The organism is Streptomyces sp. NPDC085946, assembly GCF_044540485.1.
In the GTDB taxonomy this organism is placed as follows: Bacteria; Actinomycetota; Actinomycetes; order Streptomycetales; family Streptomycetaceae; genus Streptomyces.
Genome location: NZ_JBITSF010000018.1, coordinates 78721 through 105704, shown reverse-complemented (window position 1 = coordinate 105704; position 26984 = coordinate 78721). Strand labels below are relative to the sequence as shown.

Below are 26984 nucleotides of genomic sequence, written 5' to 3'. Positions count from 1 at the left end.
GGATTCAGCCTTGCCGAATCACCAGTCTGCCACCCTGGCGCTGGGCGACGACCCTGCCGGGGAGGTTGATGGCCCCCTGCCCGCGCCAGCCGGTGATCAGCCGGTCGACTTCCTCGATGTGCCGGGCGAACAGCGAACCGGCCGGGGCGCCGGCCTCGATGGCCGCGCGGCGCAGGATGCGGCGGCGCACGGCGGGCGGCAGCGCGTGGAGCTTGGCGCACTCCAGGCGGCCGGCGGCGTCGCGGACGCCCGCCTCGGCCTGCGCGGCCCAGGCGTCGAGGGCGTCGGCGTCGTCGCGGGAGAGCTGGGCCGTCCGGGCGAGGGCCTCGACGACGCCCTTGCCGAGGGCCTTCTCCAGGGCGGGCAGCCCTTCGTGGCGCAGCCGGGACCGGGTGTAGGCCGGGTCGGCGTTGTGCGGGTCGTCCCAGACGGGCAGGGACTGGGCCATGCAGGCCTTGCGGGCGGTCTGGCGGTCGAGCTGGAGGAAGGGGCGCCGGTAGCGGCCGCCGGCCCCCGAGACCGCGGCCATGCCGGACAGGGAGCGGATGCCCGAGCCGCGGGCGAGGCCGAGCAGGACGGTCTCGGCCTGGTCGTCGCGGGTGTGGCCGAGCAGGACGGCGCACGCGCCGTGGCGTTCGGCGGCGGCGTCGAGGGCGGCGTAGCGGGCGTCGCGGGCGGCCGCCTCGGGGCCGCCGTCGCGGCCGACGGTCACGGTCGCGGACTCGGCGGGGTCGAGGCCGAGTTCGCGCATCCGCAGGACGACGTCGTCGGCGCGCAGGTCGGAGCCGGGCTGCAGGCCGTGGTCGACGGTGACGCCGCCGGCGCGGATGCCGAGCCGGGGGGCCTCGAAGGCGAGGGCGGAGGCGAGGGCCATGGAGTCGGCGCCGCCGGAGCAGGCGACGAGCACGAGGGGCGGGGGCGGGGGCGCGTGCCGGTGGGCGGGCGCGTACGCCGGTGCGTGGGCGGGCTCGCCGGTGGCGCTGTGCTGCTCGGTGAGGATGTCGTGGAGGACGCGGCGGACCGCCAGGCGTATCGCCGCGACCGCAGGATGGGGACCCATGTCCGGTTCCCTTCATGAAGTTTTCGGGGGGTGAGCCCGAGATCGGTCACTCAGAGTGTGTAGATGGTGACAGAACCGGGCCGTTCCCCGAGCATTGCACGCCTACCCCTCGCTCACGGTCCCTCGGACGGGTGATTGAAGGGGCGTTCGCCTGCCGGCGGCCGGTTTCGCTTCACGACCCCTCCACGGCGTTCACGCCTCCGGCTTGCGGTGCACCCGTGCGATCCAGTCCGCCGGTTTGGCGATCTCCGCCTTGGTGGGGAGGGTGTTGGGCGAGGTCCACACGCGGTTGAAGCCGTCCATGCCGCACTCGCCGACGACGGCCCGCACGAAGCGTTCGCCGTCCCGGTACTGGCGGAGCTTGGCGTCCAGGCCGAGGAGCTTGCGCAGGGCCATGTCCAGGCGGGAGGCGCCCTTGGCGCGGCGCTGCTGGAACTTCTCGCGGATCTCGGCGACGGACGGGACGACGGCGGGTCCGACGCCGTCCATGACGAAGTCGGCGTGGCCCTCCAGCAGGGACATCACGGCGGTGAGGCGGCCGAGGACCTCCCGCTGGGCGGGGGTCTGCACGAGTTCGACCAGGGAGCGGCCGCCGTCGTCCTCCTCGCCCTCGGGGCGCCCGCCAGCGAGGGACTGGGCGGCTTCCCGGATGCGTTCGAGGACGGTCATGGGATCGACGTCGGTCTCCGCCAGGAACGACTGGATCTCGCCCTCCAGGTGGTCCCGCAGCCAGGGCACGGTGGTGAACTGGGTGCGGTGGGTCTCCTCGTGCAGGGTCACCCAGAGGCGGAAGTCGTGCGGTTCGACGTCGAGTTCGCGTTCGACGTGGACGATGTTGGGGGCGACGAGCAGCAGGCGTCCGCCGCCGTTCGCGCCGGCCGGGAGGTCGCGGGTGGCCGGGGCGAAGGTCTCGTACTGGCCGAGGACGCGGGAGGCGAGGAAGGACAGCAGCATCCCGAGTTCGACGCCGGTGACCTTGCCGCCGACGGCGCCGAGGACCGCGTTGCCGGTGCCGCCGCCGCGCCGCTCCTGCATCTTCTCCAGCAGCGGGCGGAGGATCTCCCGGAACCCGGCGACGTTGGCCCGGATCCAGCCCGGGCGGTCGACGACGAGGACGGGGGTGTCGTGGCCCTCCTCGGTGGCCAGGCCGGTGAATCCCCGGACGTGTTCCTCGGAGGCCTTGGCGTGCCGGCGCAGCTCGGCGACGACGGCGCGGGCCTCGTCGCGGCTGACGTCGGGGCCCGGCCGTACGAGCCGGGTCGCGGTCGCGACCGCGAGATTCCAGTCGACCATCCCGGATGAGGCAGCGCCACCGATGCTCGTCATGTGTCAACCGTACGTGAGCCCCGTCATCGGGGGCAGGGCGTGGCGTCCGGCAGTGGCCGTCGTGCGGCGGCCGGCCGCCGGGGCCGGCCGCCGTGCGGGGTCAGCGGCAGCCGCAGCCCGCCAGGGCGGTGGCCGCCTTGTCCAGGGTGGTCTGGGCGGCGACCGGGTCGGTCGTGTCCGAGGCGAGGAAGGCGAAGGCCAGGAGCCGGCCGCTGTGGTCGACGACCGTGCCCGCCAGGGCGTTGACGCCGGTCAGGGTGCCGGTCTTGGCGCGGACGACACCGGCGGCGCCGTCCGCATAGCGGTGGGTCAGGGTGCCGGTGAAGCCGGCGACGGGCAGGCCGGTGAGGACGGGGCGCAGGGCGGGGCGGGCGGGGTCGGCGGACGTGAGGAGCAGGGCCGTCAGGACGTCCGCGGAGAGCCGGTTGCGGCGGTCCAGTCCGCTGCCGTCCCGGAAGACGGCCCCGGTGAGGGGCACGCCGAGCTTGGCCAGCTGGGTGCGGATCGCCTGGCCGGCGCCGGCGAAGTCGGCGCGTCCGCCGGTCGCGAGCGCGGTGTGGCGGGCGAGGGCCTCGGCGATGTCGTTGTCGCTGTGGGTGAGCATGCGTTCGACCAGGGCCGACAGCGGGGGCGAGGCGACCGTGGCGAGGGTGGTGGCGCGGGTGGTCGCCTTCGAGGGGCCCGGGGGCCGCGCCTCGATGCCGTGCTCGCCGAGCAGGTCGCCGAACCTGCGGGCGGCGTCGGCGGCCGGGTCGGGCACGCGCGGGGCCGGGCCGCCGGTGCTGTCGTCGGTGCGGGCCTCGTCGGTCATCAGGGCGGTGACGGGGGCGAGGTTGTCGTTGACCCCGATCGGGTGCCTCTCGGAACCCGCGTACAGGGTCTTGTCGTAGGAGAGCGTCACCTCGCGGAGGCCGCGCTGGGCGAGGGCCGCGGCCGTGTCCCGGGCGAGCGCGCGCAGGCTCGCGGAGCCGTCGGCCGGGTCCTCGCGGGCGGTGAGGGTGGGGTCGCCGCCGCCGACCAGGACGACCTCCTTGGTGTCGGGTTCGAGGGCGGCGCGGGTGGTGAGGCGGTGGTCGGGGCCCAGGGCGGACAGGGCGGCGACCGCGGTGGCGATTTTGGTGGTGGAGGCGGGGGTGAGCGCGGTGCCGGAGCCGGTGCCGTACAGCGGCCGTCCGGTGGTGACGTCGACGACCGCGGCGGAGCGGCGGGGGCCGAGGGCCGGGGCCTTCAGGAGGGGGTCGAGGAGGTCGGCGAGGGCCTTGCCGCCGGGGGCGGACTTCACGGTGCTGACGCCGCCGAGTCCGGTCAGCACGGCGGCGGCGCTGGGGGCGGGGCGCGGCGTCCGGGGTCCGGGGGCGGGCGCCCGGCCGTGATCTGCGCCACGCGTCCGTTCGTGCGCGGCGGCCCGGTACCGCTCGGCCGTACGCTGACCCGAGGCGTCCCAGGGGCCGGCGGCGGAGACCACGCCGGCGGCCAGTGCCAGTCCGGCGGTGGCGGCGCCCGCCGTGTACCGCCAGGTCCGCGCCACCCCGAGCGGAACCTGCGGTGATCCGTCCCGCCCGAGCCGCGCGACCCGCGGACCCGCGGCCCGGGCCAGGCGCGGCCGTACGCTGTCCGCGGCACGTGCCAGACGCGGTCGTACGGCGTCCGCGACCCGCGCCACGCGCGGTCTCGCGGCCCGCCAAGGCCTCAGCTCCGGCACGAAGACCAGCCCCTTTCGCGATCACACACCTGCGTGAGGGACACTTAACCACCAGAACTATGTGCTGATCATGGAGGAGCCACCGGTGGAGTTCGACGTCACGATCGAGATCCCGAAGGGTTCGCGCAACAAGTACGAAGTGGACCACGAGACGGGTCGGATCCGCCTGGACCGGCACCTTTTCACCTCGACGGTCTACCCGGCCGACTACGGCTTCATCGAGGGCACCCTCGGTGAGGACGGCGACCCGCTGGACGCCCTCGTCATCCTGGACGAGCCGACCTTCCCCGGCGTCCTCGTCAAGTGCCGTGCCGTCGGCATGTTCCGGATGCGCGACGAGGCGGGCGGCGACGACAAGGTGCTGTGCGTGCCGGCGTCCGACCCGCGGATGGAGCACCTGCGCGACATCCACCACGTGGCCGAGTTCGACCGCCTGGAGATCCAGCACTTCTTCGAGGTCTACAAGGACCTGGAGCCGGGCAAGTCGGTCGAGGGTGCCAACTGGGTGGGCCGCACGGACGCCGAGGCCGAGATCGAGCGGTCCTACAAGCGCCACACGGAGCAGGGCGGTCACTGAGACCGCAGGGGCCGCTTCCGGCCCCGTGACGCCCACGGGCCGCACGCGCACGCGTGCGGCCCGTCGGTCCGTCCGTGCGCATACTGAGGGCGACGCACGGTGTCGTACAGGGAGCGCTGGTCAGTGACGGACGCGGAGGACCGCAAGCCGCAGTCGGACGAGGCGAGGGGCACGTATCCGCCGAGACCGCCCGCCGGGGTCGCGGCGCCGGCCGACACCGAGTCGTCGACCACCTCCGAGTTCGCCGTCCCGGAGGGGCTGGCCGTGCCCCGGGCCGGTTCGGAGTCCGAGACGACCTCCGAGTTCGCCCTGCCCCGGGGGCTCGACGTGCCGCCGGCGGCGCAGCAGGCCGAGCCGGAGGGGTCGGCGTTCAGCACGCCGAGCACCTACAGCACCCGGCACGCCCCGCCCGCGTTCACCCCGGCGGCCGGCACGCCGGTGGTCAGCCTGACGAAGGACGTGCCCTGGCAGGACCGGATGCGCACCATGCTGCGCATGCCGGTGGCCGAGCGGCCGGCCCCGGAGCCGGTGCAGCGCACCGAGGAGGGCGGCCCGGCCGTCCCGCGCGTGCTCGACCTGACGCTGCGCATCGGCGAGCTGCTGCTGGCGGGCGGTGAGGGCGCCGAGGACGTGGAGGCGGCGATGTTCGCCGTGTGCCGGTCCTACGGCCTGGACCGCTGCGAACCCACCGTCACCTTCACGCTGCTGTCGATCTCCTACCAGCCGTCCCTGGTCGACGACCCGGTGACGGCGTCCCGGACGGTGCGCCGCCGGGGCACCGACTACACCCGGCTGTCGGCGGTGTTCCGGCTGGTGGACGACCTGAGCGACCCGGAGACGGCGGTCTCCCTGGAGGAGGCCTACCGGCGGCTCGCGGAGATCCGCCGCAACCGCCACCCCTACCCGGGCTGGGCGCTGACCACGGCGAGCGGGCTGCTCGCGGGCGCGGCCTCGGTGCTCGTCGGCGGTGACGTGGTGGTGTTCGTCGCCGCGGCGCTCGGCGCGATGCTGGGCGACCGGCTGGCGTGGCAGTGCGCGGGGCGGGGGCTGCCGGAGTTCTACCAGTTCACGGTGGCCGCGATGCCGCCGGCCGCGATCGGGGTGGCGCTGACGCTGGCGCACGTCGACGTGAAGGCGTCCGCGGTCATCACCGGCGGGCTGTTCGCGCTGCTGCCCGGGCGGGCCCTGGTGGCGGGCGTGCAGGACGGTCTGACCGGGTTCTACATCACCGCGTCCGCGCGTCTGCTGGAGGTCCTGTACTTCTTCGTGGGCATCGTCGTCGGGGTGCTGCTGGTGCTGTACTTCGGCGTGCAGCTGGGCGCCGAGCTGAACCCGGACGCGGCGCTCGGCGTCTCCGAGCAGCCGCTGGTGCAGATCGGCGCGTCGATGCTGCTGTCGCTGACCTTCGCGGTCCTGCTCCAGCAGGAACGTTCCACCGTGCTGTGGGTGACCCTCAACGGCGGGGTGGCCTGGGTGGTGTACGGCGCGATGCACTACGCCGGCGGGATCTCGCCGGTCGCCTCGACGGCGGCGGCGGCCGGGCTCGTCGGCCTGTTCGGGCAGCTGCTGTCGCGCTACCGGTTCGCCTCCGCGCTGCCGTACACCACCGCGGCGATCGGCCCGCTGCTGCCGGGTTCCGCCACGTACTTCGGCCTGCTGGCGATCGCCCAGAGCGAGGTCGACGCGGGGCTGGTGTCGCTGACCAAGGCGGTCGCCCTGGCCATGGCCATCGCGATCGGGGTGCACCTCGGGTCGGAGATCTCGCGGATGTTCCTGCGGGTCGGATCGGCGGAGAAGCGGCGGGCCGCGAAGCGGACGCGGGGGTTCTAGGGGCTGTCGTGCGGACCGGGTGGTCCCGTCCGCCGGCGGCCGCGGGTGCCGGCGGACGGTCGCGCGGCCCCCGCGTCCCCTCCGGCGGGCTCAGTAGCCGCGGTTGGGGGGGTACTGGCCGTCCTGCTGGTGGTAGCCCTGCTGCCGGCCGTGACCGGGCTGTCCCTGGTCCGGCTGCTGGGGGTACTGGCCGTAGTACTGCTGGTCGTAGCCGCCCTGCTGCCGGCCGCCGTGCTGCTGGTCGTAGCCGCCCTGCTGCTGGCCGTACTGCTGCTGCCGGCCGTACTGCTGCTGGTAGCCCTGGTCGCCGTAACCCTGGTCTCCGTAGCCCCGGTGCTGGTCGCCGTAGCCCTGGTGCGGGGCGGGCTGCTGCTCGGCGGGGGCGATGCGGCGGAGCTGGGTCGTGGCGTCGTCCATGACGGGCGGCCGGTGCTGGGCCGGCCGGGGCGCCGGGGCGTCGGCGGCGGCGCGCTTCTTCTTGCCGCGCTCGCGCAGGTACTCGACGAGGATCGGGACGACCGAGACGAGGACGATCAGGATGAGGATCGACTCGACGTTCTTCTTGATGAAGTCGATCTGGCCGAGCCAGTAGCCGGCGACCGTGACACCGGTGCCCCAGGCGATGCCGCCGATCACGTTGTACGTGAGGAACGTGCGGTACTGCATGCGGCCGGCGCCCGCCACGATCGGGGCGAAGGTGCGCACGATCGGCACGAAGCGGGCCAGGACGATCGCCTTCGGCCCGTACCGCTCCATGAACTCGTGGGCCTTGTCCAGGTTCTCCTGCTTGAAGAGCTTGGAGTTGGGGCGGCTGAAGAGCTTCGGGCCGAGGAACTTGCCGATCATGTAGCCCACTTGGTCGCCGATGACGGCGGCCAGGACGATCAGCGTGCACACCAGCCACAGGGGCTGGCTGATGTAGTTCCCCTCGGCCACGAACAGGCCCGCCGTGAACAGCAGGGAGTCGCCGGGCAGGAAGGCGAACAGCCCGGACTCGGCGAAGACGATCAGCAGGATGCCGGGCAGGCTGAACGTCGAGATCAGGTAGTCCGGGCTGAGCCACTCGGGGCCGAGCGCAAGCGTGGTCACGGTCACGGGGATGTGGCTCCTGCTGCTGGGGGGCGGGCGGGGGGCGGGCTGCCCAAATTATCAACGCAGCCGCCGGTCCCCGGGTTCCACGGGGGTACCCAGGATGCACCGCGGGCCCTCCGGGGCAAAGCTGGGAGCCATGAGCATCGACGAGTACGGCGGCGGGCAGGGCCCCGAGCCCGACGTCCTGGTGGTCACCACCGACGACGTCCCGGGCCACCGGGTGGAGCGGGTGCTGGGCGAGGTCTTCGGGCTGACGGTCCGCTCCCGGCACGTCGGCAGCCAGCTCGGCGCCGGACTGAAGTCGCTGGTCGGCGGCGAGCTGAAGGGTCTGACCAAGACGCTCGTGCAGACCCGCAACCAGGCCATGGAACGCCTGGTGGAGCAGGCACGCGCGCGGGGCGCCAACGGCGTGCTGGCGTTCCGCTTCGACGTGACGGAAGCGGGGGACGTCGGCACCGAGGTGTGCGCGTACGGCACGGCGGTGGTCCTGGCCCGGGAGTGACCGGGCCAGGACGTCACGCGGTGGCGTGCCGGGCCGCGTTCGCGGCGATCGCGTCCCTCAGGTGCTCGGCGAGACCCGGGCGCATGGCGTCGTAGAACGCCTTGAAGCGCTCGTCGGAGACGTACATCTCGCCCAGGCAGGTGTGCAGCTCGTACCCGCACGCGTAGAACCAGCGGCAGATGTGCTGCCGGTGCTCCTCGGCCAGGTCCATGGCCGCCCCGCCGGACGCGGGCTGCCCGGCGGCCATCAGGGCGCCGTAGCGCTCGCTCCAGTCGGCGGTCTCGGCCTGGATGCGCTTCCAGTCCTCCTTGGTGTAGCGGGCGGCCCGGCGCTGCGACTCGGCGTACGCCTCCGTGCCGCCCCAGCGCTGCTCGGCCTCCTCCGCGTACTGCTCGGGGTCCTTGTCCCCGAACACCTCGAACTTCTCCTCCGGCGTGAGGTTGATGCCCATCGTGCGTGCCTCCATGGCGTGCTCCACGGCCGCCGCCATCCTGCTCAGCTTCTCGATCCGGGCGGTCAGCAGCTCGTGCTGCCGGCGCAGGTGCGCGCGCGGGTCCGCGTCCGGGTCGTCGAGCAGTACGGCGACCTCGTCGAGCGGGAAGCCGAGCTCCCGGTAGAACAGGATCCGCTGCAGCCGGTCGAGGTCGGCGTCGCTGTAGCGCCGGTGGCCCGCGTGGCTGCGCTCGCTCGGGACGAGCAGGCCGATGCCGTCGTAGTGGTGCAGGGTGCGCACCGTGACCCCGGCGAACCCGGCGACCTGTCCCACGGAATAGCTCACTTCCGCTCCCTTCTCGTACGCGCTCCACGGTGGGCCCTGACGTGACGTGAGGTGCAAGCCGGTTCCCGCACACGGCCGTTCTGAGGGATTTGTCCGCTTCGTCCGTCTATCGTGTGCCCGTGGTCCAGGACAGCGCCCGGCAGACCCCCTCCTCGGCCCCGGCGACCCCCGCCCGGGCCCTGCTTCCGTCGATTCTCCCGGCGCTGGCCGTGGGCGTCGGCGCCGGCCTGCTCCTGCTGGGCGTGAGCGCGGCGGCCGAGGAGCTCCAGCACGTGCTGTGGCGGGACCTGCCCGACGCGCTCGGCGTCGGCCGGCACTCCGTGCTGTGGACGACCGCGGTGCTGGTGGCGACCGGGCTCGCGGTCGGGCTGGTGGTGTGGAAGGCGCCCGGGCACGCGGGCCCCGACCCGGCGACCACCGGGCTGGACGCGCCCGTGCTGCCGCCCGCGGTGCTGCCGGGGCTGCTGCTGGCGGCCGCCCTGACGCTGGCCGGCGGACCCAGCCTCGGCCCCGAGAACCCGGTCATCGCGGTGAACGTCGGCCTGGCGGTCTGGCTGGGCGGCCGGGCCGTGCCCCGGGCCCCCGCGCGCTCGTGGGCGGCGCTGGCGGAGGCGGGCACGATCGGGGCGCTGTTCGGGACGCCCGTGGCCGCCGCGCTCGTCATCTCCGAGGCGCTCACGGCACAGCGGGCGGCGGGGCCGCGCGGGGGCCTGCTGTGGGACCGGCTCTTCGCCCCGCTGACCGCGGCGGCGGCCGGGGCGCTGACGGCCACCCTGGTGGCCCGCCCGAGCTTCGACCTGGACCTGCCCGGCTTCGGCCGGCCGGGCTGGGGCGACCTGCTGGCGGCGCTCGTGGTCGCCTCGGCGGGCGCGCTGCTCGGCCTGTGCGCGGTCCGCGCCCTCCCGTACGTCCACGGGGCGTTCCGGCGGCTGCGGCACCCGATGCTGATGCTGCCGGCCGGCGGGCTCGTCCTGGCCGCCCTGGCGGCGCTGGGCGGGCCGCTGACGCTCTTCAAGGGGCTCGACGAGACCGCGGAGCTGGCGCGCGACCCCGAGGGCTGGTCGGCGGGCGGGTTCGCCGTGCTGGCGGTGGTGAAGCTGGCCGCGCTGCTCGTCGCCGCGTCCTGCGGGTTCCGCGGCGGGCGCATCTTCCCGGCCGTCTTCGTCGGCACCGCGCTCGGCCTGTGCGCCCACGCGCTGGTGCCCGGGGTGCATCCGGCGGTGGGCGTCTCGGCCGGGGTGCTCGGCGTGCTGCTGGCGGTCACCCGGCAGGGCTGGGTGAGCCTGTTCACCGCCGCCGTCCTCGTCGCCTCGCCGTCGGTCGTCGCCCTGCTGTGCTTCGCCTCGCTGCCCGCCTGGCTGCTGGTGACCGGGCGCCCGCAGATGCAGCTGCGCGCGGACGGCACGGCGGTCCGGTGACCGCCCCGCGCCCCCGCCCTCCCCGTCCCCCTCCCGCGAACCGACCCGCCGCCGATCCGTCCCCTCATGCCACGGAGGCACCCGTGCCGCTCCACGAAGGCCCGCAGGCCGGCGACCGCCGCCTGTCCGTCAACCCGTTCTACGGTCCCGCCAACCCGGTCGGCGACATGACCGAGGCCCCGCCCACGCACCGGCTGGCCGCCGGCCCGGTGGCGCCCTCGACGGCGTACCAGCTCGTGCACGACGAGCTGATGCTGGACGGCAACGCCCGGCTGAACCTGGCCACCTTCGTCACCACCTGGATGGAGCCGCAGGCGGGGGTCCTGATGGCGGAGTGCCGGGACAAGAACATGATCGACAAGGACGAGTACCCGCGCACCGCCGAACTGGAGCGGCGGTGCGTGGCGATGCTCGCCGACCTGTGGAACGCGCCCGACCCGTCCGCGGCCGTGGGCTGTTCGACGACCGGGTCGAGCGAGGCGTGCATGCTGGCCGGGATGGCGCTGAAGCGGCGGTGGGCGAAGCGCAACGCGGACCGGTATCCGGGCGCGCGCCCGAACCTGGTGATGGGCGTGAACGTCCAGGTGTGCTGGGAGAAGTTCTGCACCTTCTGGGAGGTGGAGGCCCGTCAGGTCCCCATGGAGGGCGACCGGTTCCACCTGGATCCGCAGGCCGCCGCCGAGCTGTGCGACGAGAACACCATCGGGGTCGTCGCCGTCCTCGGCTCCACCTTCGACGGGTCCTACGAGCCGGTCGCCGAACTGTGCGCGGCGCTGGACGCGTTGCGGGAGCGGACCGGACTCGACGTCCCCGTGCACGTCGACGGGGCGTCCGGCGCCATGGTCGCGCCGTTCCTCGACGAGGACGTGGTGTGGGACTTCCGGCTGCCGAGGGTGGCGTCCGTCAACACCTCCGGGCACAAGTACGGGCTGGTCTACCCGGGGGTCGGCTGGGCGCTGTGGCGGGACGCGGACGCCCTGCCGGAGGAGCTGGTGTTCCGGGTGAACTACCTGGGCGGTGACATGCCGACCTTCGCGCTGAACTTCTCGCGGCCGGGCGCGCAGGTCGTGGCGCAGTACTACACGTTCCTGCGGCTGGGCCGGGAGGGCTACCGGGCCGTGCAGCAGGCCGCGCGGGACGTGGCGCGGGGCCTGGCCGGACGCGTCGAGGCGCTCGGCGACTTCCGGCTGCTGACGCGGGGCGACCAGTTGCCCGTCTTCGCCTTCACCACCGCGCCGGACGTGACGGCGTACGACGTGTTCGACGTCTCGCGGCGGCTGCGGGAGCACGGCTGGCTGGTGCCCGCGTACACCTTCCCGCCGCACCGCGAGGACTTGTCCGTGCTGCGGGTGGTGTGCCGCAACGGCTTCTCCGCCGACCTCGCCGAACTCCTCGTCGAGGACCTGACCCGGCTGCTGCCGGAGCTGCGCCGCCAGCCGGGTCCCCTGACCCGGGACCGGAGCGCGGCGACCGGGTTCCACCACTAGGGGCTGTCTGACCATTCCCGTCCGTCGCCCGGAGGGCGGTCCCGCGGCGTCAGGTGCGTGCTCTCGGCGTGCCGGGCACAGAGCCTCGTACGGGACGTACTCGGCTCTGCGCCCGGTGCGGCGAGAGCGCGTGCAGGGCGTCGCGAGACAGGCGGGAATGGTCGGACAGACCCCAGGGCCCGTCCGCGCCTGCCCGCCGTCCGCCCCGGCCGGGGCGGCGGGACCCGGGCCCGGCGGGCGGGACGACGGCCGGCTCCTGCGCTCCGGGGCCGGCGGACAGGGTGCGTCGGGCGCCGCCCGGCCCCGCGGCGGCGCCCGGGCGGAACCGGTCGGTCGTGGCCGGGTCGCCCCTGGTTGGGGTGGGTCCGCCGGTCCGGGGAGGACCCGACGGTCCGGGGTGGGTCTGCCGGTCCGGGGAGAACCCGACGGCCCGGGGAGAACCCGACGGCCCTGAAGGACCCGACGGCCCGGGAAGGGCCCACCGCCCCGGGGAGTACCCGCGCGGTCCGGGGTGGGCCGCCCGGCCGTCCGTGGTGAGGGCCGTCCACGCCGCGCACCGGCGTGCCGGGGACCGGACGGCCCCGGGAGCTGCGGCGCATGCACGCGGACGTGGCGGGTCCGGCCGCCACGTCCGCGTGCGGGGCCCGCCGGGTGTGAGCGCGTCCCGGCGGGCCGCCCCGTGGCGGCCGGGGGCCGGGAAGGTCTCGCGGCCCGGCCGCACGCACCTCCGGCGCCTCGGGAGGCGGCCGCGGACGCGCAGGTCCAGTCGGACCCGGTCCCGGCAGACCATCAGCACCCGGCCCCCGACAGACCAGCAGACCGCCCCCGGCCCCCGGCAGACCATCAGGCCGTCCCCGGCCCCGCCGACCCCCTACCGGCTCAGCCGCGCGAACCTCCGGACCGCCAGGGGGAAGAACACCGCGAGCAGGGCCAGCGGCCACAGCACGGCGGGCCACACGTGGGCCGTTTCCCCGCCGGGGCCGAGCAGGTCCCGGACCGCCGTCGCCGTGCGGGACATCGGGTTCCACTGGACGGCCGTGCCGAGCCAGCCGGGCATCGACTCGGGTGCGGCCAGCGCGTTGGACAGGAAGCCGACCGGCCAGACGAGGATCTGCACGGCCGTCACCATCTCGGGCCTCCCCGCCACCAGCGCCAGGTGGATGCCGGCCCACAGCATCGCGAAACGGAACAGCAGGAGCAGCCCCATGGCGCCGAGGAAGGCCGCCGCACCGCCCTGGGCGCGCCAGCCGAGGGCGTGGCCGACGGCGGCCAGGACGGCCAGGACCAGCACCGACTGGAGCATGTCCGCGGCCGAACGGCCCACCAGTACCGCGCCGTCGGCCATGGGCATCGAGCGGAACCGGTCGATGACCCCTTTGTTGAGGTCCTGGGTGACGGCGATCATCGTGCCCTCCAGGCCGAAGGCCATGGTGAGCGCGAGCATGCCGGGCACCAGGTAGTCGATGTAGGCGCCGCTCACGCCGCGGCCGCCGCCGATCAGGTAGCCGAACATCAGCAGCAGCATGACCGGGAAGACCAGGCCGACGGCCACCTGGACGGGCTGCCTTCCCCAGCGGGCGAGTTCGCGGCGGGTCATGGTCCAGGAGTCGGTCAGGGCGTACGGCATCGTGCTCACGCGTGCTCCTCCACTCGGTGGCCGGTTCCCGTGAGGTGCAGGAACACCTCGTCCAGCGTCGGCCGCCGCAGCGCGACGTCCTCCGCCTCGATCCCGGCCTCCTCCAGGGCCCGCACCACCCCGAAGAGGGCCGTCATGCGCTCGGTGACCGGCCAGCTCAGCAGCCGGCGGTCGGGGTCCACGGCGACGGCGTCCGCCGGTACGGGCAGCAGGGCGACGGCCGCGCCGAGCTGCCCGGCGTCGCGCAGCACGACGTCGATGCGGTCGCCGCCGACGCGGGACTTCAGCTCGTCGGCGGTGCCCTCGGCGATCACGCGGCCGGCGTCCACGACCGAGACGCGGTCGGCGAGCTGGTCGGCCTCCTCCAGGTACTGGGTGGTGAGCAGGACCGTGGTGCCGCCGCCGACCAGCGAGCGGACCGACTCCCACACCTCGGCGCGCCCGCGCGGGTCGAGGCCGGTGGTCGGCTCGTCCAGGAAGAGCACCTCCGGTTCGACGATCAGCGAGGCGGCCAGGTCCAGGCGGCGCCGCATGCCGCCGCTGTAGGCGCGCACCGGCTTGCCCCCGGCGCCGGCGAGACCGAAGCGGTCCAGGAGTTCGCCGGCCCGCGCGCGTGCCCGCCGGGCGCCCAGGTGGTACAGGCGGCCGAACAGCTCCAGGTTCTGCCGGCCGCCGAGCTCCTCGTCGAGCGCCGCGTGCTGGCCGAGCAGGCCGATGCGCAGGCGTACCGCGTACGCCTCGCGCACCACGTCGTGCCCGGCGACCGTGATCCGGCCCGCGTCGGGCCGCAGCAGGGTGGACAGGACCCGCACCAGCGTGGTCTTGCCCGCGCCGTTGGGGCCGAGCACCCCGTGCACCGTGCCGCGCGCGACCGTCAGGTCGAGCCCGTCCAGCGCGTGGGTGCCGTCCTTGCCGCCGTACGTCTTGCGTGCGCCTTCGACGGTGATCGCCGCTTCGGCCACGGAAGCCCCCTCACCTCTAGTCAAATTTGAATAATCGCTCGCACGGTATCCCCGGCCCACCCATTGGTCAAACTTGATTACCCCGACCGCTCGGCGGTCAGCACGCACGCTCCGCGGTCAGCGCGCGTCCCCGGGATGCCGCTCCCCCGTCGCGTACGGGTTCTCCTCGCCCTCGGCCAGGACGCCGACGAACGGCTCGCCCTCACCGGCGAAGGTGTACGCGCCGGCGCGGATGCGCTCGATGAGGCCGCGGGTCCACTCGGCGCCGGTGTCGGCGGAGTGCACCCAGAAGTTCATGATCTCCCCGATGTGGCCGAGCTGCCCGGGACCGTCCTCCGGGGTGTAGTACTCGGTGACGGCCTTGCGCCACTGCCCGATCGTGCGCACCCGCTCCTCCAGCAGCGCCAGCGCCTCCGCGCGGTCGAGGTCGACCATGAAGCCGAGCGCCGCCGAGAGGACGTCCGGCTTCTGGTCGTAGGCGGTCAGGGACTCGCGCAGCAGCCGGAAGTACTCCTCGGTGCCCTGCTCGGTGACCTCGTACTCCGTGCGAGGCGGGCCGCCGGCCGTGGACGGGGCGATCTCGTGCGCGTGCAGCAGGCCCTGCTTCGCCATCTGCTTCAGCGCGTGGTAGATCGAGCCGGGCTTGGCGTTGGACCACTCGTGCGCGCCCCAGTACTCCAGGTCGTTGCGGACCTGGTAGCCGTGGGCCCGCCCGTGCTGGCGGACCGCGCCGAGCACGAGGAGACGGATCGCTGACATGGCCTCCAGCGTAGGGCCCCGGAGCCCGGCCCCCGGAGGTGCCCCGTCCCGTCCGCGCGGGCCCGCGGGAGGCGGAAGGTCAGAACGGGAAGCCGCTGCGGCCGTGCTGCACCGAGATCCACTTCACCGTGGTGAAGGCGTCCAGCATCGTGTCGCCGTTCAGGCGGCCGATGCCCGACTGCTTCTCGCCGCCGAAGGGGACGATCGGCTCGTCGTGCACGGTGCCGTCGTTCACGTGGAACATGCCGGTGTCGATCCGCTTGGCGAAGTTCACGCCCCGCTCGACGTCCGCGGTGTGCACCGCGCCGCTGAGGCCGTACGGGGTGTCGTTGACGAGGCGCACGGCCTCCTCCTCGCCGTCGAACGGGACGAGGAAGACGACCGGGCCGAAGACCTCCTGGCGCAGCAGGGCCGAGTCGGCGGGCAGGCCGGTCAGGACGGACGGCTCGACGAGGTTGTCGGTCCGGCCGCCGCGCACCAGGGCGGTGGCGCCCTCGGCGAGCGCCTGCTCCACCACGCCCGAGAGGGCCTCCGCCTGCGAGGAGTTGATGACCGGGCCGATCACGGTCTGCGGGTCGCGCGGGTCGCCGGCCTTGAGGGACCTGACCTTGGCGACGAACTTCTCGGTGAACTCCTCGGCGACCGAACGGTCCACGAGGACGCGGTTCGCGGCCATGCAGACCTGGCCCTGGTGGACGAAGCGGCTGAAGACGGCGGCGTCGACCGCGTAGTCGACGTCGGCGTCGTCGAGGACCACCAGGGCGCTGTTGCCGCCCAGTTCGAGGACGGAGCGCTTGAAGCGGGCCGCGCAGACGGTGGCGACGTGACGGCCGACCTTGTCGGAGCCGGTGAAGGAGATGACCTTCGGGACCGGGTGCTCCAGGAAGGCGTCGCCGATCTCGGCGATGTCCGTGATGACGACGTTCAGCAGGCCGCCGGGCAGCCCCGCGTCCTCGAAGATCTTCGCGACCAGGGAGCCGCCCACGACCGGGGTGTTCTGGTGCGGCTTGAGCACCACGGCGTTGCCGAGCGCGAGCGCCGGGGCGACCGACTTGAGCGACAGCAGGAAGGGGAAGTTGAAGGGGCTGATCACGCCCACCACCCCGACCGGCACCCGGTAGACGCGGTTCTCCTTGCCGTCGACCGGGGAGGGGATGATCCGCCCCTCGGGCCGCAGCGCCAGGTGGACCGCCTCGCGCAGGAACTCCTTGGCGAGGTGGAGCTCGAAGGCGGCCTTGAGACGGGTGCCGCCGAGCTCGGCGACGATCGCCTCGGTGATCTCCTCCTCGCGCTCCTCGACCAGGCGCAGCGCCTTCTCGAAGACCGCGCGGCGGGCGTACGGGTTGGTGTCCGCCCACTGCTTCTGCGCCCGCTCGGCGGCCCGGTACGCCTCGTCCACCTCGTCGACCGTGGCTATGGTGATCGACGCCAGCTTCTCGTCGTCGTACGGGTTGAAGTCGATGATGTCCCAGGAACCGGTGCCCGGGCGCCACTCACCGTCGATGTACTGCTGAGCCAGGTCGGTGAAGTAGGACGACATGTGATCCCTCAATCCCTCGCTGCCGGAGCAGGGCAGGCCGTGGCGGTCCGAGCCGTGGCAGTCGACGCGGGCTCCTGATCGACTTCACGGACTGATCACACGTCATCGTACTTGTTTATCAGGAGAGTTGGAGGAGACCCCGGAGAACGTCGCGGCTCTCGGAGGGGCCCGGGCTGTCCTGCTGGAGCTCCTTCAGCGCCCGCTCGTACTGGGCGACGTCCTCGGCCTTGTCGAGGTACAGGGCGCTGGTGAGCTGCTCCAGGTACACGACGTCCGACAGGTCGGACTCCGGGAAGCTGAGGATGGTGAACGCGCCGGACTCGCCGGCGTGCCCGCCGAAGCTGAACGGCATCACCTGGAGCCGGACGTTGGGCCGCTCGGAGATCTCGATCAGGTGCTGGAGCTGGCCGCGCATCACCGCGCGGTCCCCGTACGGGCGGCGCAGGGCGGCCTCGTCGAGGATGACGTGGAACTCGGGGGCGTTCTCCGCGACCAGGTACTTCTGCCGCTCCAGGCGCAGCGCCACGCGCTTGTCGACGTCCGCCTCGCTCGCGCCCTGCATGCCCCGCCGGACGACCGCGCGGGCGTACTCCTCGGTCTGGAGCAGGCCGTGCACGAACTGCACCTCGTACGCGCGGATCAGGGAGGCCGCGCCCTCCAGGCCCACGTAGGTCGGGAACCAGCTCGGCAGCACGTCCGAGTAACTGTGCCACCAGCCCGCGACGTTGGCCTCGCGGGCGAGCGACAGCAGCGAGGCGCGCTCCTGCTCGTCCGTGATGCCGTACAGCGTCAGCAGGTCCTCGACGTCCCTCGTCTTGAAGCTCACCCGGCCCAACTCCATCCGGCTGATCTTCGATTCGGAGGCGCGGATCGAATAGCCCGCCGCCTCGCGCGTGATCCCCCGCGCCTCACGCAGTCGCCTGAGTTGTGATCCGAGCAGCATGCGCCGCACCACCGATCCCGGCTCTCCCGCGCTCACGTTCGCCAGCCTCCCCAACGTCTTCAGGGGCCGAAGTCTGCCACTAAAACACTTCGAGCAGTACTCGCCCGGTTACGGAAACGGAATCGAGCCAAAGATTGCGTTCAGGAGCGGGCGCGGACGGGTCCGCCGGGAGCGCGGGCCGACGCGAAGGGGGCGAGAAAGGGACACGAAGATGACGGAAAAATTGACCAACAAGCGGTACGGGAAGGACCATTTCGGTCACGTGCACGTGCATCTGCCCTTGCATCTGCTGTACGCATCCGAAACCATGGTGCCCGCACCACCGCATCGCTTCGGCCGCGAACTCCCGGGAGTGCCTCGCATGGGGACGAATGGATCGACCATGCTCGAGCCTTTACGGCAGGGCCTTCCGCCGCTGGACCCCGCGGCCGTGTCCGACGCCGTCTCCTGTGCTCTGCCCGCCCGCTTCGACGCGGTGCGCGAGGCACGGCAGTTCACCCGCCGGACCCTCGACCAGTGGGAGCTCGGCGACCGCTTCGACGACGTCTGTCTGGTGGTCTCGGAACTGGTGACCAACGCCCTGCGCCACGCGCTGCCCGCGAGCTCCGCGCGGCGGACGGAGCTGGAACCGCCCGTGCGGCTGCACCTGATGCGCTGGACCGGGCGGCTGGTGTGCGCGGTGCGCGACCCCAGCCACGACAGCCCGGTCGCGCGGGACTCGGAGGACTTCTCCGCCGAGTCGGGGCGCGGGCTGTTCCTCGTCGAGTCCTTCAGCGACTGCTGGGGCTGGCACCCGCTCGCGGGCGCGCTCAGCGGCAAGGTGGTCTGGGCGCTGTTCCGGATCCAGCGGAGCGCGGGTCCCGAGCGGACCGCCCCGTCCGAGTGAGGATCCGCGGCACCTCTCGGCGCCGCGGATCTACGCGCGTCACGGCGGGGGGACCGCCGTCCTCCCGCGCTGCCGTCCGGCCGCGGGTCAGCCCGCGACCAGGTGGTCGAACTCGCCGTCCTTGACGCCGAGCAGCATCGCCTCGATCTCCGCGCGCGTGTAGACGAGCGCCGGGCCGTCGGGGAACCGCGAGTTGCGCACGGCCACGTCCCCGCCCGGCAGCCGGGCGAACTCCACGCAGGAGCCCTGCGAGTTGCTGTGCCGGCTCTTCTGCCAGGCGACACCGCGCAGCTCCGTGGCCGCCATGCCGTTGTACGCGCCGGACGCGTCGGCACCGTCGTACACGGCACCGTCGTACACGTCGTGGTCCACAGGTCGCTCCCCGGTGGTGCACTGGCTGATGTGGCCATTGATGCAGTGGTCAACTGACCCGGATCATAGCTCTGTTCATGTGCAGATGCATGGGCAGATGCACGTGCACGCGGGGTGGTCCCACGGTTACAGTTCCGTCGGCCGCCGCGTCGTCCCCTCTGTCAGCTTGGACGACCTGGTCGGCCCAGCCGTTCCAGGGCCGGCCCGAACAGGGGCGGGTGAGACGTTTGCGGCTGCGGATGCCCGCCGGGCGGGGACCGCAATTCCGGGGCCGGCGGGGCGCCCGTGGCGGGGGTGACGCTCCGCGCGGCGGGCGGGGTGGCCGGGTGTCGCACCTGCTCGGTCGGGGTGGGGCGGGGTGCGCCCGGGAAGGCGCCCCGGGCGGGGCGCTCCTCGGAACGGCGCGTTCCATTCTCTCACCGGCACACGGTGTTGACGCGCGGACGCCGGGGGGAAGGGCGGGTGCCCGCCTTCCCCCCGGCGTCCGGGACGGTGCCTTCCGCGGCCTCAGCGGCCGGCGTACGGCAGCAGCGCCATCTCCCGCGCGTTCTTGATCGCGCGGGCGAGCTGCCGCTGCTGCTGGGAGGTCACCCGCGTGACCCGGCGGCTGCGGATCTTGCCGCGGTCGGAGAGGAACCTCCGCAGCAGGTCGGTGTCCTTGTAGTCGACGTACGTGATCCCGGCCTGGTCCAGCGGGTTGGGCCGGGCTTTGACGGGCTTGCGTTCTGCCGTGCGGGGCATGGCGGGTCAGACCTCCAGGAGGGTGTCGAAGGCGTGCGGGAGGCGCTGCCAGGCGTCGCGCCCGGCGGCGTACTCGGCGTCGGTCAGCAGGCAGGACTCCAGCAGCCGCGCGAGTCCGTCCCGGTCGAGGCCGGGCGAGGTGAAGACGAGGTGCTGGCCGCGGTCGCCGTGCTCGGGGTGCCAGTCCAGCGCGGCGGCGGCGCGGCGCACCGGCGGGACCATCTCCCAGGCCGCGTCGGGCAGCGAGGCCAGCCAGGGGCCCGCGCCCTCCACGCACAGGGCGCCGCCCGCCGCGTCCCAGTGGAACAGCGTGTCGGGCTTGTCGGCGAGCCAGAACCGGCCCCGGCTGCGGGCGGCGGCGCAGGTCAGGTCCTCCAGGGCGGCGTAGAGGCGTTCCGGGTGGAAGGGGCGGCGGCGGTGCCAGACGAAGGTGGCGACGCCGTGCGCGTCGGCCTCGGCGGGCAGCAGGGCGCAGGCCGGGTGCTGGGCGGCCGCCGCGACCTCCACGTCGAAGCCGGCCAGCGCGGCGGCCGCCAGGTCACCGCTGCCGATCGGGACCCGGCGGGCCGTCGGGTGCAGCTGGACCAGCAGTTCGCGGTCCTCGTCGTCGGCCTCCGGGGAGTCGGCGACGGCCAGCACGGGGGCGTACTCCAGCTGCCGCGCGAAGGTGTCGGCGACCGTGCGCTGGTCGGTCGCGGCCGCGGCCAGCCCGCCCTCGGCGAGGTCGTCGCCGTTGCCGAGATACGGCAGGAGCAGGGCCGGGTCGACGGCGGTGAGCACGCCGGTGACGGTGAGCCCGCCGGCGGTGACGACCTCGGCCATCGCCTTGGGCTCGACCGAGTCCCACAGTTCGACGACGGCGAGCCGGGTGGTGCCCGCGTCCCGGATGCGGACGAGCTCCGGGACCAGGTCCTCGCGCAGCGCGCAGCAGGCGCAGTCGTTGACGAGCGGCGTCTCGCCGGCCGACACGACCCCGCGGGCGTCCCGGACCGTGCGTACGACCGTGCCGGCGGCGGCCGTCGCCAGGTCGTGGTGGAGGACGACGCTGCCGGGCACCTCGGCGAGCAGCCGCTCGACGGCCGCCCGGCGAGCGTCGGCGTGCAGCCCGCCGACGATCACGACGGAGAGGTCGGGCACGGCGTCAGCCCCGCTTCCCGTAGCGGCGCTCGAAGCGCTCCACGCGGCCCGCCGTGTCCAGGACGCGGGCGGTGCCGGTGTAGAAGGGGTGGCTGACGTCCGAGATCTCGACGTCGACGACCGGGTAGGTGACGCCGTCCTCCCACTCGATCGTCTTGTCGCTCGTCATGGTGGAACGGGTGAGGAAGGCGTGGTTCGCGGCGCGGTCGCGGAAGACGACGAGGCCGTAGTCCGGGTGGATTCCCTTGCGCATGGCGGTGGTCAGCGCTCCTCTCGGAAGTCGACGTGGCGCCCGGCGACCGGGTCGTACTTGCGCAGCACCAGGCGGTCGGGATCGTTGCGGCGGTTCTTGCGGGTGACGTACGTGTAGCCGGTCCCGGCGGTGGACCGGAGTTTGACGACCGGGCGGAGTTCGTTGCGTGCCATGCCGCTATGCTACTGAAAATGATTCCCATTTACATCACGGCTTCGAGAGAGGTGCCTCACCCGTGTCCGCGCACTGCATGCTGACCGGCGCCCGGCCCGGCTTCGGCAACACCGTTTCCCACTCGCACCGGCGGACCTCCCGCCGCTTCGACCCCAACGTCCAGACCAAGCGCTACTGGCTGCCGAGCGAGGGGCGGTACGTGCGGCTGAGGCTGAGCACCAAGGGGATCAAGACCGTCGACGTGATCGGCGTCGAGGCGGCCGTCGCCCGGATCCGGGCGCGGGGGGTGCGGGTCTGAGGGGTGCGGGTCCGGGGTGCGGGCCCGGGACTGAGCGGTTCCGGGACCCGGCGGTTCCGGGGCCGGGGACATCGGGGCCGGGGACATCGGGGCCGACCGGCGTCGGGGCCGGCGGCCGAGGAGCGAGGAGGAGACATGGCGAAGAAGAGCAAGATCGCGAAGAACGACAGGCGGCAGGAGGTCGTCGCGCGGTACGCCGCGCGCCGGGCCGAGCTGAAGGAGGTCATCCGCCGGCCGTCGTCGACGGAGGCCGAGCGGCTCGCCGCCCAGCGGGAACTGCGGCGACAGCCGCGTGACGCGAGCGCCACGCGCGTCCGCAACCGGGACCAGGTGGACGGCCGCCCGCGCGGGTACTTCCGGGCGTTCGGGCTGTCCCGGGTGAGCCTGCGGGAGCAGGCGCACGCCGGATATCTGCCGGGGGTGCGGAAGTCGTCCTGGTAGGGCCGCCGTCCGGACAGGGTCCGTCGTCCCGGCAGGCCCGCCGTCCGGACAGGGCCCGCCGTCCGGCAGGGCATCGGCGGCGACGGCGCAGGACGGGCCGGCGGGTCCGGCCGGGCGTGCGGGGCGGGCTGGTAGCTTGCTGCGGTCCTTTCGGTCCCGTGGGGTGACCGGTTCGCCCGGCCGCCCGGCCGGCCACAGCTTGGGGGCTCCAGTGACCTCGGTGATCTCCTCCCGTCCCGCGCGGACCCGGCGGACCCGGGGCGCGGCCGTCGTCGCCCTGGCGGGCGCGTGCCTCCTGGGCGCGTGCAGCGGTGCCGGCGACGGCCCGGCGGAGGGGCCCGGCGCGTCCGGCACGGCCTCCGCGGACACCGGCGGCGGCTCCGGCGCCCCGGCGTCGCCGGCCGGGCCGCTGGAGGGCACCTGGGTCGCCACGACCGGCGGCAAGGCCATGGCGCTGGTGGTCACCGGCGAGCGGGCGGGCCTCTTCGCGACCGGCGGGACCGTGTGCAGCGGGACCGCCGGCGAGCGGGCCGGGACGCGGACGATCCGGCTGACCTGCACGGACGGGAGCCAGGACCGGACGACCGGCACGGTCAGGGCGGTCACCGGCACCACCCTGGAGGTCGACTGGGGAGGCGGCCCCGGCACGGAGACCTACACCAAGGCCGAGGGCGGACGGCTGCCGTCCGGGCTGCCCACGGCGGGCCTCGGGTCGTAGGGCGGCACGGGGCGGGCAACTGCGGCGCGCCCGCGTGCGTGATGATCCTTCGAGGCCGAACCCGCGGCCTAGCCACGTCCCCCCCCAGAGGACTTCCATGCGTGCCCTTCCCGCCGCCACCGCCGCCCTCGCCGCGGCCCTGCTGCTGACCGCCTGCGACGAGGGCGGCGCCGAGAACAAGAGCAAGGAGAAGGAGAAGGCGGCCGGCACGGCCTGCGCGATCGACCGGATGGGCGTGGAGACGGCGGCGAACGCCGCACCGGCCGCCGGGGACACCGGCACCGTCACCGTCACCCTCACCAACCGGGGCGACCGGTGCACGCTGCGGGGCTTCCCCGGCGTCGACCTCGTCGGCGCCGGCGCCTCGGCCACCGTGCCCGTCGACGAGGCGGCGCCGGAGCAGCGCCTGACGCTCGCGGAGAACGCCACCGCGTCCTTCACCCTCACCTACGTCCGCGGCGCCGAGGGCGCGGCGGAGAGCCTCGCGGTGCGGAAGGTGACGTTCGCCCTGCCCGGCGCCACCGCCACGCGGAGCTTCGCGTGGTCCTACGGCGATGTCGCGCGCAAGGCGGAGGGGGACGCTCCGGACGCCTCGGTGAGCGGTTTCCAGACGGCCGGCGACTGACCGGCGTCAGTCGAGCGGGGGCCGGGCCCTGACCTGGGCGCGGTCCGCCGCCCGCGCGCCCTCGGTCCAGCCCGCGGCGTCGCGCGCACCGCGCAGCCGGGTCGTGGTCGTCTCCGGGAACATGCGGTCCAGGTGCCCGGTCACCGCCACCTCGCGGGAGGCGAGGACCGGGAGCAGGTCGTCGGTGACCTGGGTCTCGGCGGCCGTCTGCAGGCGGGTGCCGATGCGGTGCGCGTAGGCGGCGAGGAAGGACTGCCGGAAGGCCTTGGTGCGCTTGCGGCCCCCCGCGCGCTGGGCGGCCTCCGCCTTGGCCATCGCCGTCGTGGCCTGCACGAGGAGCGAGGTGTAGAGGAGTTCGACCGCCTCCAGGTCGGTCTCGAAGCCGACGACCGTGGAGAAGCCGAGGGGTTCGTTCCACACCGCCCGGCAGTGGTTGGCGGTGGCGACCGCGTCCAGCAGCACGGCCTTGGCCTGCTCGTACGGCGGCTCGACGCCGATGCGGCAGGCGCCCGGGGTCTCGGGCGACGGCGCCCGGGCGGCCAGCAGCGCCTCGTCGACGCTGTGCCGGGCCATCAGCTCCTGCGCCTTGGCGCTCAGCGCCTCCGCCTCCTCCGGGAACCCGGTCGCCTCCGCCTTGGCGAGCAGGGCGCGGATGCGGCCCAGCGTGCGGGACTCGGTCCGGGCGCCCGGGGCGTCCGGGGCGGCCTCCTCCAGGGGCTCGACGGCGGGCAGCCGCAGCAGCAGGCGGTACAGCTCCAGGACGGCCGTGGCGTGCGAGAAGCGGTCGGCGGGGGCCGGGGGCTCGGCCGTCAGCTCGCCGAGCTGGGCGGTCCAGCGGCGGCCGCGCGCGCGGTCGTGCGCCGCCTGGGAGCGGATCAGGGCCGCCACCAGGCGCACGTGCGCCTCGTCCAGCTCCCGCCGCACGATCCGCACGACGTCCGCCGGCTGCCAGCCGCGCCGCCAGGCCGCGGCCACGAACTCCTCGCCCCGCCGCGCCAGTTCGGCATCCGCCGCCGGGTCGGACGCGAGCAGGGACGCGCCCGCGTCGAGGGCGGTGTCGGCGGTGTCGTACAGGGCGGCCTCGAAGGCGCGGTCGACGGTGGGGGACGTACTCACGGTGCGATGGTGTCACGCCGTCCCCCGCGCACCCGCCGGGCAGGGACACCCCGGAACATTGTCAACCCGCGGTTGACACCTCCGAGGGTGCAACCTACGGTTGACACATGACGACGAACTCGACCATCACGTCATCCGTGCGGCTCGACGACCTCATCGCGGCCATCAAGAAGGTCCACGCCGAGCCCCTCGAACAGCTCCAGGACGCGGTCATCGCGGGCGAGCACCTCGGCGAGGTGGCCGACCACCTGATCGGCCACTTCGTGGACCAGGCCCGGCGCTCGGGCGCGTCCTGGACCGACATCGGCAAGAGCATGGGGGTCACCCGGCAGGCGGCGCAGAAGAGGTTCGTGCCGAAGGAGGGCGGCGGCGCCCTCGACGCGAGCCAGGGGTTCAGCCGCTACACCCCCAGGGCCCGCAACACGGTGATGGCCGCCCACAACGAGGCCAAGGCCGCGGGCAACACCGAGGGCCTGCCCGAGCACCTGGTGCTCGGCCTGCTGGCCGAGCCGGAGGGCATCGCCGTCAAGGCGATCGTCGCGCAGGGCGTCGCCCCGGCCGCGGTGCGCGAGGCGGCCGCCGCCGCGCTCCCGCCCGCCGCCGAGGAGGTCCCGGAACTGGTGCCCTACGGCGCGGCCGCCAAGAAGGTCCTGGAACTCACCTTCCGCGAGGCCCTGCGCCTCGGCCACAACTACGTCGGCACCGAGCACCTGCTGCTGGCCCTGCTGGAGCACGAGAACGGCACGGGCGTCCTCAGCGGCCTCGGCGTCGGCAAGGAACGGACCGAGCGGTACGTGGCCGAGGCGCTCGCGCAGTTCGTGCGGGAGGAGGGGCCGCAGGCGGCGCCGGAGGGACGGGAAGCGGCGCCGGAGGACTGATCCGGGGGCTCTGTCAGACCCTCCTGTCACACTCGCGGCATGACCGACCGATGGGCGCTCGCACCGGCCGAGGACGGTGGCGTGGACGTCGCCCCCCTCGGCCGGGACGGGCTGCCCGCCGGTCCGGTGCGCCGGGAGCCCGGACCGGCCGAGGCGGTGCGCGGCCGGCCGGAGGTCGCCCGGTGGGTGTGGCGGTCCACCGCGGAGATCTACCCGCGCCTGCTCGCCGCGGGCGTGCGCGTGGAGCGGTGCTACGACGTGGAGGACGCCGAGACGCTCCTGCTCGGCCACGAGGGCCGCTCGGGCGAGCCCCGTTCGGCCGCGGCCGCCCTGGCCCGGCTGCGCGGCGGCCCCGTACCGCCCGACCCTCCGCAGCGCTCCGCCGCACCCGGCGCGCAGTCCCCGCTCTTCGAGCCGCAGGGCGCGCCCCTGCCGCTGGCGGACCTCCTCGCGGTCTACGCCGAGCAGCAGCGGCGGCACGACCGCGCCGAGCACCCGGACCGGATGCGGCTGCTGACGGCCGCCGAGTCCGCGGGCATGCTGGTGGCCGCCGAGATGAACGCGGCCGGGCTGCCGTGGCGCGCGGACGTGCACCGCGCGGTCCTGCACGACCTGCTGGGCGAGCGGTACGCGGGCGGCGGCGAGCCGCGCCGGCTGGCCGAGCTCGCCGACGAGGTGTCCGCCGCGTTCGGCCGCCGGGTGCGGCCCGACCTGCCGGCGGACGTGGTGAAGGCGTTCGCGCAGGCCGGCGTCAAGATCAGGTCGACCCGCCGCTGGGAGATCCAGTCCGTCGACCACCCGGCCGTGAAACCGCTGATCGAGTACAAGAAGCTGTACCGGATCTGGGTGGCGCACGGCTGGTCCTGGCTGCAGGACTGGGTGCACGACGGGCGGTTCCGGCCCGAGTTCCAGGCGGGCGGGACCGTCACCGGGCGGTGGGTGACCAACGGCGGGGGCGCGCTGCAGATCCCGAAGGTCATCCGCCGGGCCGTGGTCGCCGACCCCGGGTGGCGGCTCGTCGTCGCCGACGCCGACCAGATGGAGCCGCGGGTGCTGGCGGCCGTCTCGCGCGACCCGGGCCTCATGGAGGTCGCGGGCCGGGAGACCGACCTGTACCAGTCGGTGTCCGACCGCGCCTTCGCCGGCGACCGCGCCCAGGCCAAGCTCGCCGTGCTCGGCGCGGTCTACGGGCAGACCTCCGGCGACGGCCTGAAGAACCTCGCCGCGCTGAGACGCCGCTTCCCCCGGGCGGTGGCGTACGTCGACGAGGCGGCCCGCGCGGGCGAGGAGGGCCGGCTCGTACGGACCTGGCTCGGGCGGACGTGCCCGCCGGCGACCCGGACGACCGACGACGCGACGCAGGAGGCCGGCCTGCCCCAGGACGAGCCGGCCGACTCCCCCGGCGCGCAGGACTGGGCGCCCGGCCACGCCTCCACCGACGCGCGCGCCCGCGGCCGCTTCGCCCGCAACTTCGTCGTGCAGGGCAGCGCCGCCGACTGGGCCCTGCTGATGCTCGCCGCCCTGCGGCGGGCCCTGGCGGACAAGGCGGCCGAGCTGGTCTTCTTCCAGCACGACGAGGTGATCGTGCACTGCCCGCGGGAGGAGGCCGAGGAGGTCGTCGCGGCGATCCGCCGGTCGGCGGACCTGGCCGGGCGGCTCACCTTCGGGGAGACGCCGGTGCGGTTCCCGTTCACGACGGCGGTGGTGGAGTGCTATGCCGACGCGAAGTGAAC

28 protein-coding genes are annotated in these 26984 nt (G+C 74.3%); 12 read left to right on the top strand and 16 right to left on the bottom strand.

Going from position 1 to position 26984, the window contains the following annotated elements:
• Positions 1–4: 4 nt before the first annotated feature.
• The 3 genes from tilS to dacB form a co-directional block, all read right to left on the bottom strand.
• Positions 5–1060 carry a tRNA lysidine(34) synthetase TilS gene (tilS, locus tag ACIF8T_RS29645; RefSeq protein WP_400039174.1) on the bottom strand — a complete coding sequence of 352 codons (1056 nt, stop codon included), beginning with the start codon at positions 1058–1060 and terminating at the stop codon, positions 5–7.
• Between the two features lie 192 nt (positions 1061–1252).
• Positions 1253–2386 carry a zinc-dependent metalloprotease gene (locus ACIF8T_RS29640; RefSeq protein ID WP_400039173.1) on the bottom strand — a complete coding sequence of 378 codons (1134 nt, stop codon included), beginning with the start codon at positions 2384–2386 and terminating at the stop codon, positions 1253–1255.
• 100 nt (positions 2387–2486) lie between these two features.
• On the bottom strand, positions 2487–4049 hold the full coding sequence (gene dacB, locus ACIF8T_RS29635) for a D-alanyl-D-alanine carboxypeptidase/D-alanyl-D-alanine-endopeptidase (RefSeq protein ID WP_400039238.1): 1563 nt from the start codon (positions 4047–4049) through the stop codon (positions 2487–2489).
• Between the two features lie 124 nt (positions 4050–4173).
• Here dacB and ACIF8T_RS29630 point away from each other — a divergent pair, with 124 nt between their 5' ends.
• On the top strand, positions 4174–4665 hold the full coding sequence (locus ACIF8T_RS29630; protein WP_400039237.1) for an inorganic diphosphatase: 492 nt from the start codon (positions 4174–4176) through the stop codon (positions 4663–4665).
• 123 nt (positions 4666–4788) lie between these two features.
• The gene (locus ACIF8T_RS29625; RefSeq protein ID WP_400039172.1) at positions 4789–6495 is read left to right on the top strand and encodes a threonine/serine exporter family protein; all 1707 of its coding nucleotides are present in this window, start codon (positions 4789–4791) and stop codon (positions 6493–6495) included.
• A 90-nt stretch (positions 6496–6585) separates the two neighbouring features.
• Here the strand turns inward: ACIF8T_RS29625 and ACIF8T_RS29620 are convergent, their stop codons facing one another.
• On the bottom strand, positions 6586–7584 hold the full coding sequence (locus tag ACIF8T_RS29620; RefSeq protein ID WP_400039236.1) for a DedA family protein: 999 nt from the start codon (positions 7582–7584) through the stop codon (positions 6586–6588).
• 139 nt (positions 7585–7723) lie between these two features.
• Between ACIF8T_RS29620 and ACIF8T_RS29615 the strand changes: the two genes are divergently transcribed.
• Positions 7724–8089, top strand: a complete 366-nt coding sequence (locus ACIF8T_RS29615) for a YbjQ family protein (protein ID WP_400039171.1) — start codon at positions 7724–7726, stop codon at positions 8087–8089.
• 13 nt (positions 8090–8102) lie between these two features.
• Here ACIF8T_RS29615 and ACIF8T_RS29610 read toward each other — a convergent pair whose 3' ends face one another.
• Complete coding sequence (locus ACIF8T_RS29610; protein ID WP_400039170.1) at positions 8103–8867, bottom strand: MerR family transcriptional regulator; 765 nt, start codon at positions 8865–8867, stop codon at positions 8103–8105.
• A gap of 119 nt (positions 8868–8986) precedes the next feature.
• Here ACIF8T_RS29610 and ACIF8T_RS29605 point away from each other — a divergent pair, with 119 nt between their 5' ends.
• Together ACIF8T_RS29605 and ACIF8T_RS29600 are read left to right on the top strand one after the other, a co-directional pair.
• Complete coding sequence (locus tag ACIF8T_RS29605; protein WP_400039169.1) at positions 8987–10285, top strand: ion channel protein; 1299 nt, start codon at positions 8987–8989, stop codon at positions 10283–10285.
• Positions 10286–10368: 83 nt separating this feature from the next.
• Positions 10369–11772 (top strand): glutamate decarboxylase, encoded by a 1404-nt coding sequence (locus tag ACIF8T_RS29600; protein ID WP_400039168.1) that lies wholly within the window; start codon positions 10369–10371, stop codon positions 11770–11772.
• 871 nt (positions 11773–12643) lie between these two features.
• Here ACIF8T_RS29600 and ACIF8T_RS29595 read toward each other — a convergent pair.
• The 5 genes from ACIF8T_RS29595 to ACIF8T_RS29575 form a co-directional block, all read right to left on the bottom strand.
• Positions 12644–13399, bottom strand: coding sequence for an ABC transporter permease (locus ACIF8T_RS29595; protein ID WP_400039235.1), 756 nt, complete (start codon positions 13397–13399; stop codon positions 12644–12646).
• Between the two features lie 5 nt (positions 13400–13404).
• The gene (locus ACIF8T_RS29590; RefSeq protein WP_400039167.1) at positions 13405–14370 is read right to left on the bottom strand and encodes an ATP-binding cassette domain-containing protein; all 966 of its coding nucleotides are present in this window, start codon (positions 14368–14370) and stop codon (positions 13405–13407) included.
• Between the two features lie 117 nt (positions 14371–14487).
• Positions 14488–15129, bottom strand: a complete 642-nt coding sequence (locus ACIF8T_RS29585) for a PadR family transcriptional regulator (RefSeq protein WP_400039166.1) — start codon at positions 15127–15129, stop codon at positions 14488–14490.
• A gap of 79 nt (positions 15130–15208) precedes the next feature.
• A complete protein-coding gene (locus ACIF8T_RS29580; RefSeq protein WP_400039165.1) occupies positions 15209–16669 on the bottom strand; it encodes an aldehyde dehydrogenase family protein in 1461 nt (486 codons plus the stop codon).
• 118 nt (positions 16670–16787) lie between these two features.
• A complete protein-coding gene (locus ACIF8T_RS29575; protein WP_400039234.1) occupies positions 16788–17612 on the bottom strand; it encodes a helix-turn-helix domain-containing protein in 825 nt (274 codons plus the stop codon).
• 382 nt (positions 17613–17994) lie between these two features.
• Between ACIF8T_RS29575 and ACIF8T_RS29570 the strand changes: the two genes are divergently transcribed.
• Entirely contained in the window at positions 17995–18498 is a 504-nt protein-coding gene (locus ACIF8T_RS29570; protein ID WP_400039164.1) for an ATP-binding protein, read from the top strand.
• 87 nt (positions 18499–18585) lie between these two features.
• Here ACIF8T_RS29570 and ACIF8T_RS29565 read toward each other — a convergent pair whose 3' ends face one another.
• The 5 genes from ACIF8T_RS29565 to rpmG all read right to left on the bottom strand — a co-directional run bounded on the left by ACIF8T_RS29565 (position 18586) and on the right by rpmG (position 21174).
• Positions 18586–18870, bottom strand: coding sequence for a DUF397 domain-containing protein (locus ACIF8T_RS29565; protein ID WP_400039163.1), 285 nt, complete (start codon positions 18868–18870; stop codon positions 18586–18588).
• Between the two features lie 507 nt (positions 18871–19377).
• Positions 19378–19611, bottom strand: a complete 234-nt coding sequence (gene rpsR / locus ACIF8T_RS29560) for a 30S ribosomal protein S18 (RefSeq protein ID WP_400039162.1) — start codon at positions 19609–19611, stop codon at positions 19378–19380.
• 6 nt (positions 19612–19617) lie between these two features.
• Positions 19618–20748, bottom strand: coding sequence for a CobW family GTP-binding protein (locus ACIF8T_RS29555; protein ID WP_400039161.1), 1131 nt, complete (start codon positions 20746–20748; stop codon positions 19618–19620).
• A 4-nt stretch (positions 20749–20752) separates the two neighbouring features.
• Positions 20753–21001, bottom strand: coding sequence for a type B 50S ribosomal protein L31 (locus ACIF8T_RS29550; RefSeq protein ID WP_400039160.1), 249 nt, complete (start codon positions 20999–21001; stop codon positions 20753–20755).
• Between the two features lie 8 nt (positions 21002–21009).
• Positions 21010–21174, bottom strand: a complete 165-nt coding sequence (gene rpmG, locus ACIF8T_RS29545) for a 50S ribosomal protein L33 (protein ID WP_030284084.1) — start codon at positions 21172–21174, stop codon at positions 21010–21012.
• A gap of 62 nt (positions 21175–21236) precedes the next feature.
• On the opposite strand from rpmG, the gene rpmB reads away from it, so the two are divergent.
• The 4 genes from rpmB to ACIF8T_RS29525 all read left to right on the top strand — a co-directional run bounded on the left by rpmB (position 21237) and on the right by ACIF8T_RS29525 (position 23257).
• Positions 21237–21473, top strand: a complete 237-nt coding sequence (rpmB, locus tag ACIF8T_RS29540; protein ID WP_400039159.1) for a 50S ribosomal protein L28 — start codon at positions 21237–21239, stop codon at positions 21471–21473.
• A 135-nt stretch (positions 21474–21608) separates the two neighbouring features.
• A complete protein-coding gene (rpsN, locus tag ACIF8T_RS29535) occupies positions 21609–21914 on the top strand; it encodes a 30S ribosomal protein S14 (RefSeq protein WP_400039158.1) in 306 nt (101 codons plus the stop codon).
• Positions 21915–22134: 220 nt separating this feature from the next.
• Positions 22135–22632, top strand: a complete 498-nt coding sequence (locus ACIF8T_RS29530; protein ID WP_400039157.1) for a hypothetical protein — start codon at positions 22135–22137, stop codon at positions 22630–22632.
• Positions 22633–22729: 97 nt separating this feature from the next.
• Positions 22730–23257, top strand: a complete 528-nt coding sequence (locus tag ACIF8T_RS29525) for a DUF4232 domain-containing protein (RefSeq protein WP_400039156.1) — start codon at positions 22730–22732, stop codon at positions 23255–23257.
• A gap of 6 nt (positions 23258–23263) precedes the next feature.
• Here the strand turns inward: ACIF8T_RS29525 and ACIF8T_RS29520 are convergent, their stop codons facing one another.
• Positions 23264–24373, bottom strand: coding sequence for a DUF2786 domain-containing protein (locus ACIF8T_RS29520; protein WP_400039155.1), 1110 nt, complete (start codon positions 24371–24373; stop codon positions 23264–23266).
• Positions 24374–24480: 107 nt separating this feature from the next.
• Here ACIF8T_RS29520 and ACIF8T_RS29515 point away from each other — a divergent pair, with 107 nt between their 5' ends.
• A complete protein-coding gene (locus tag ACIF8T_RS29515; protein WP_400039154.1) occupies positions 24481–25251 on the top strand; it encodes a Clp protease N-terminal domain-containing protein in 771 nt (256 codons plus the stop codon).
• Between the two features lie 39 nt (positions 25252–25290).
• Complete coding sequence (locus ACIF8T_RS29510) at positions 25291–26982, top strand: bifunctional 3'-5' exonuclease/DNA polymerase (protein WP_400039153.1); 1692 nt, start codon at positions 25291–25293, stop codon at positions 26980–26982.
• Positions 26983–26984: the final 2 nt, after the last annotated feature.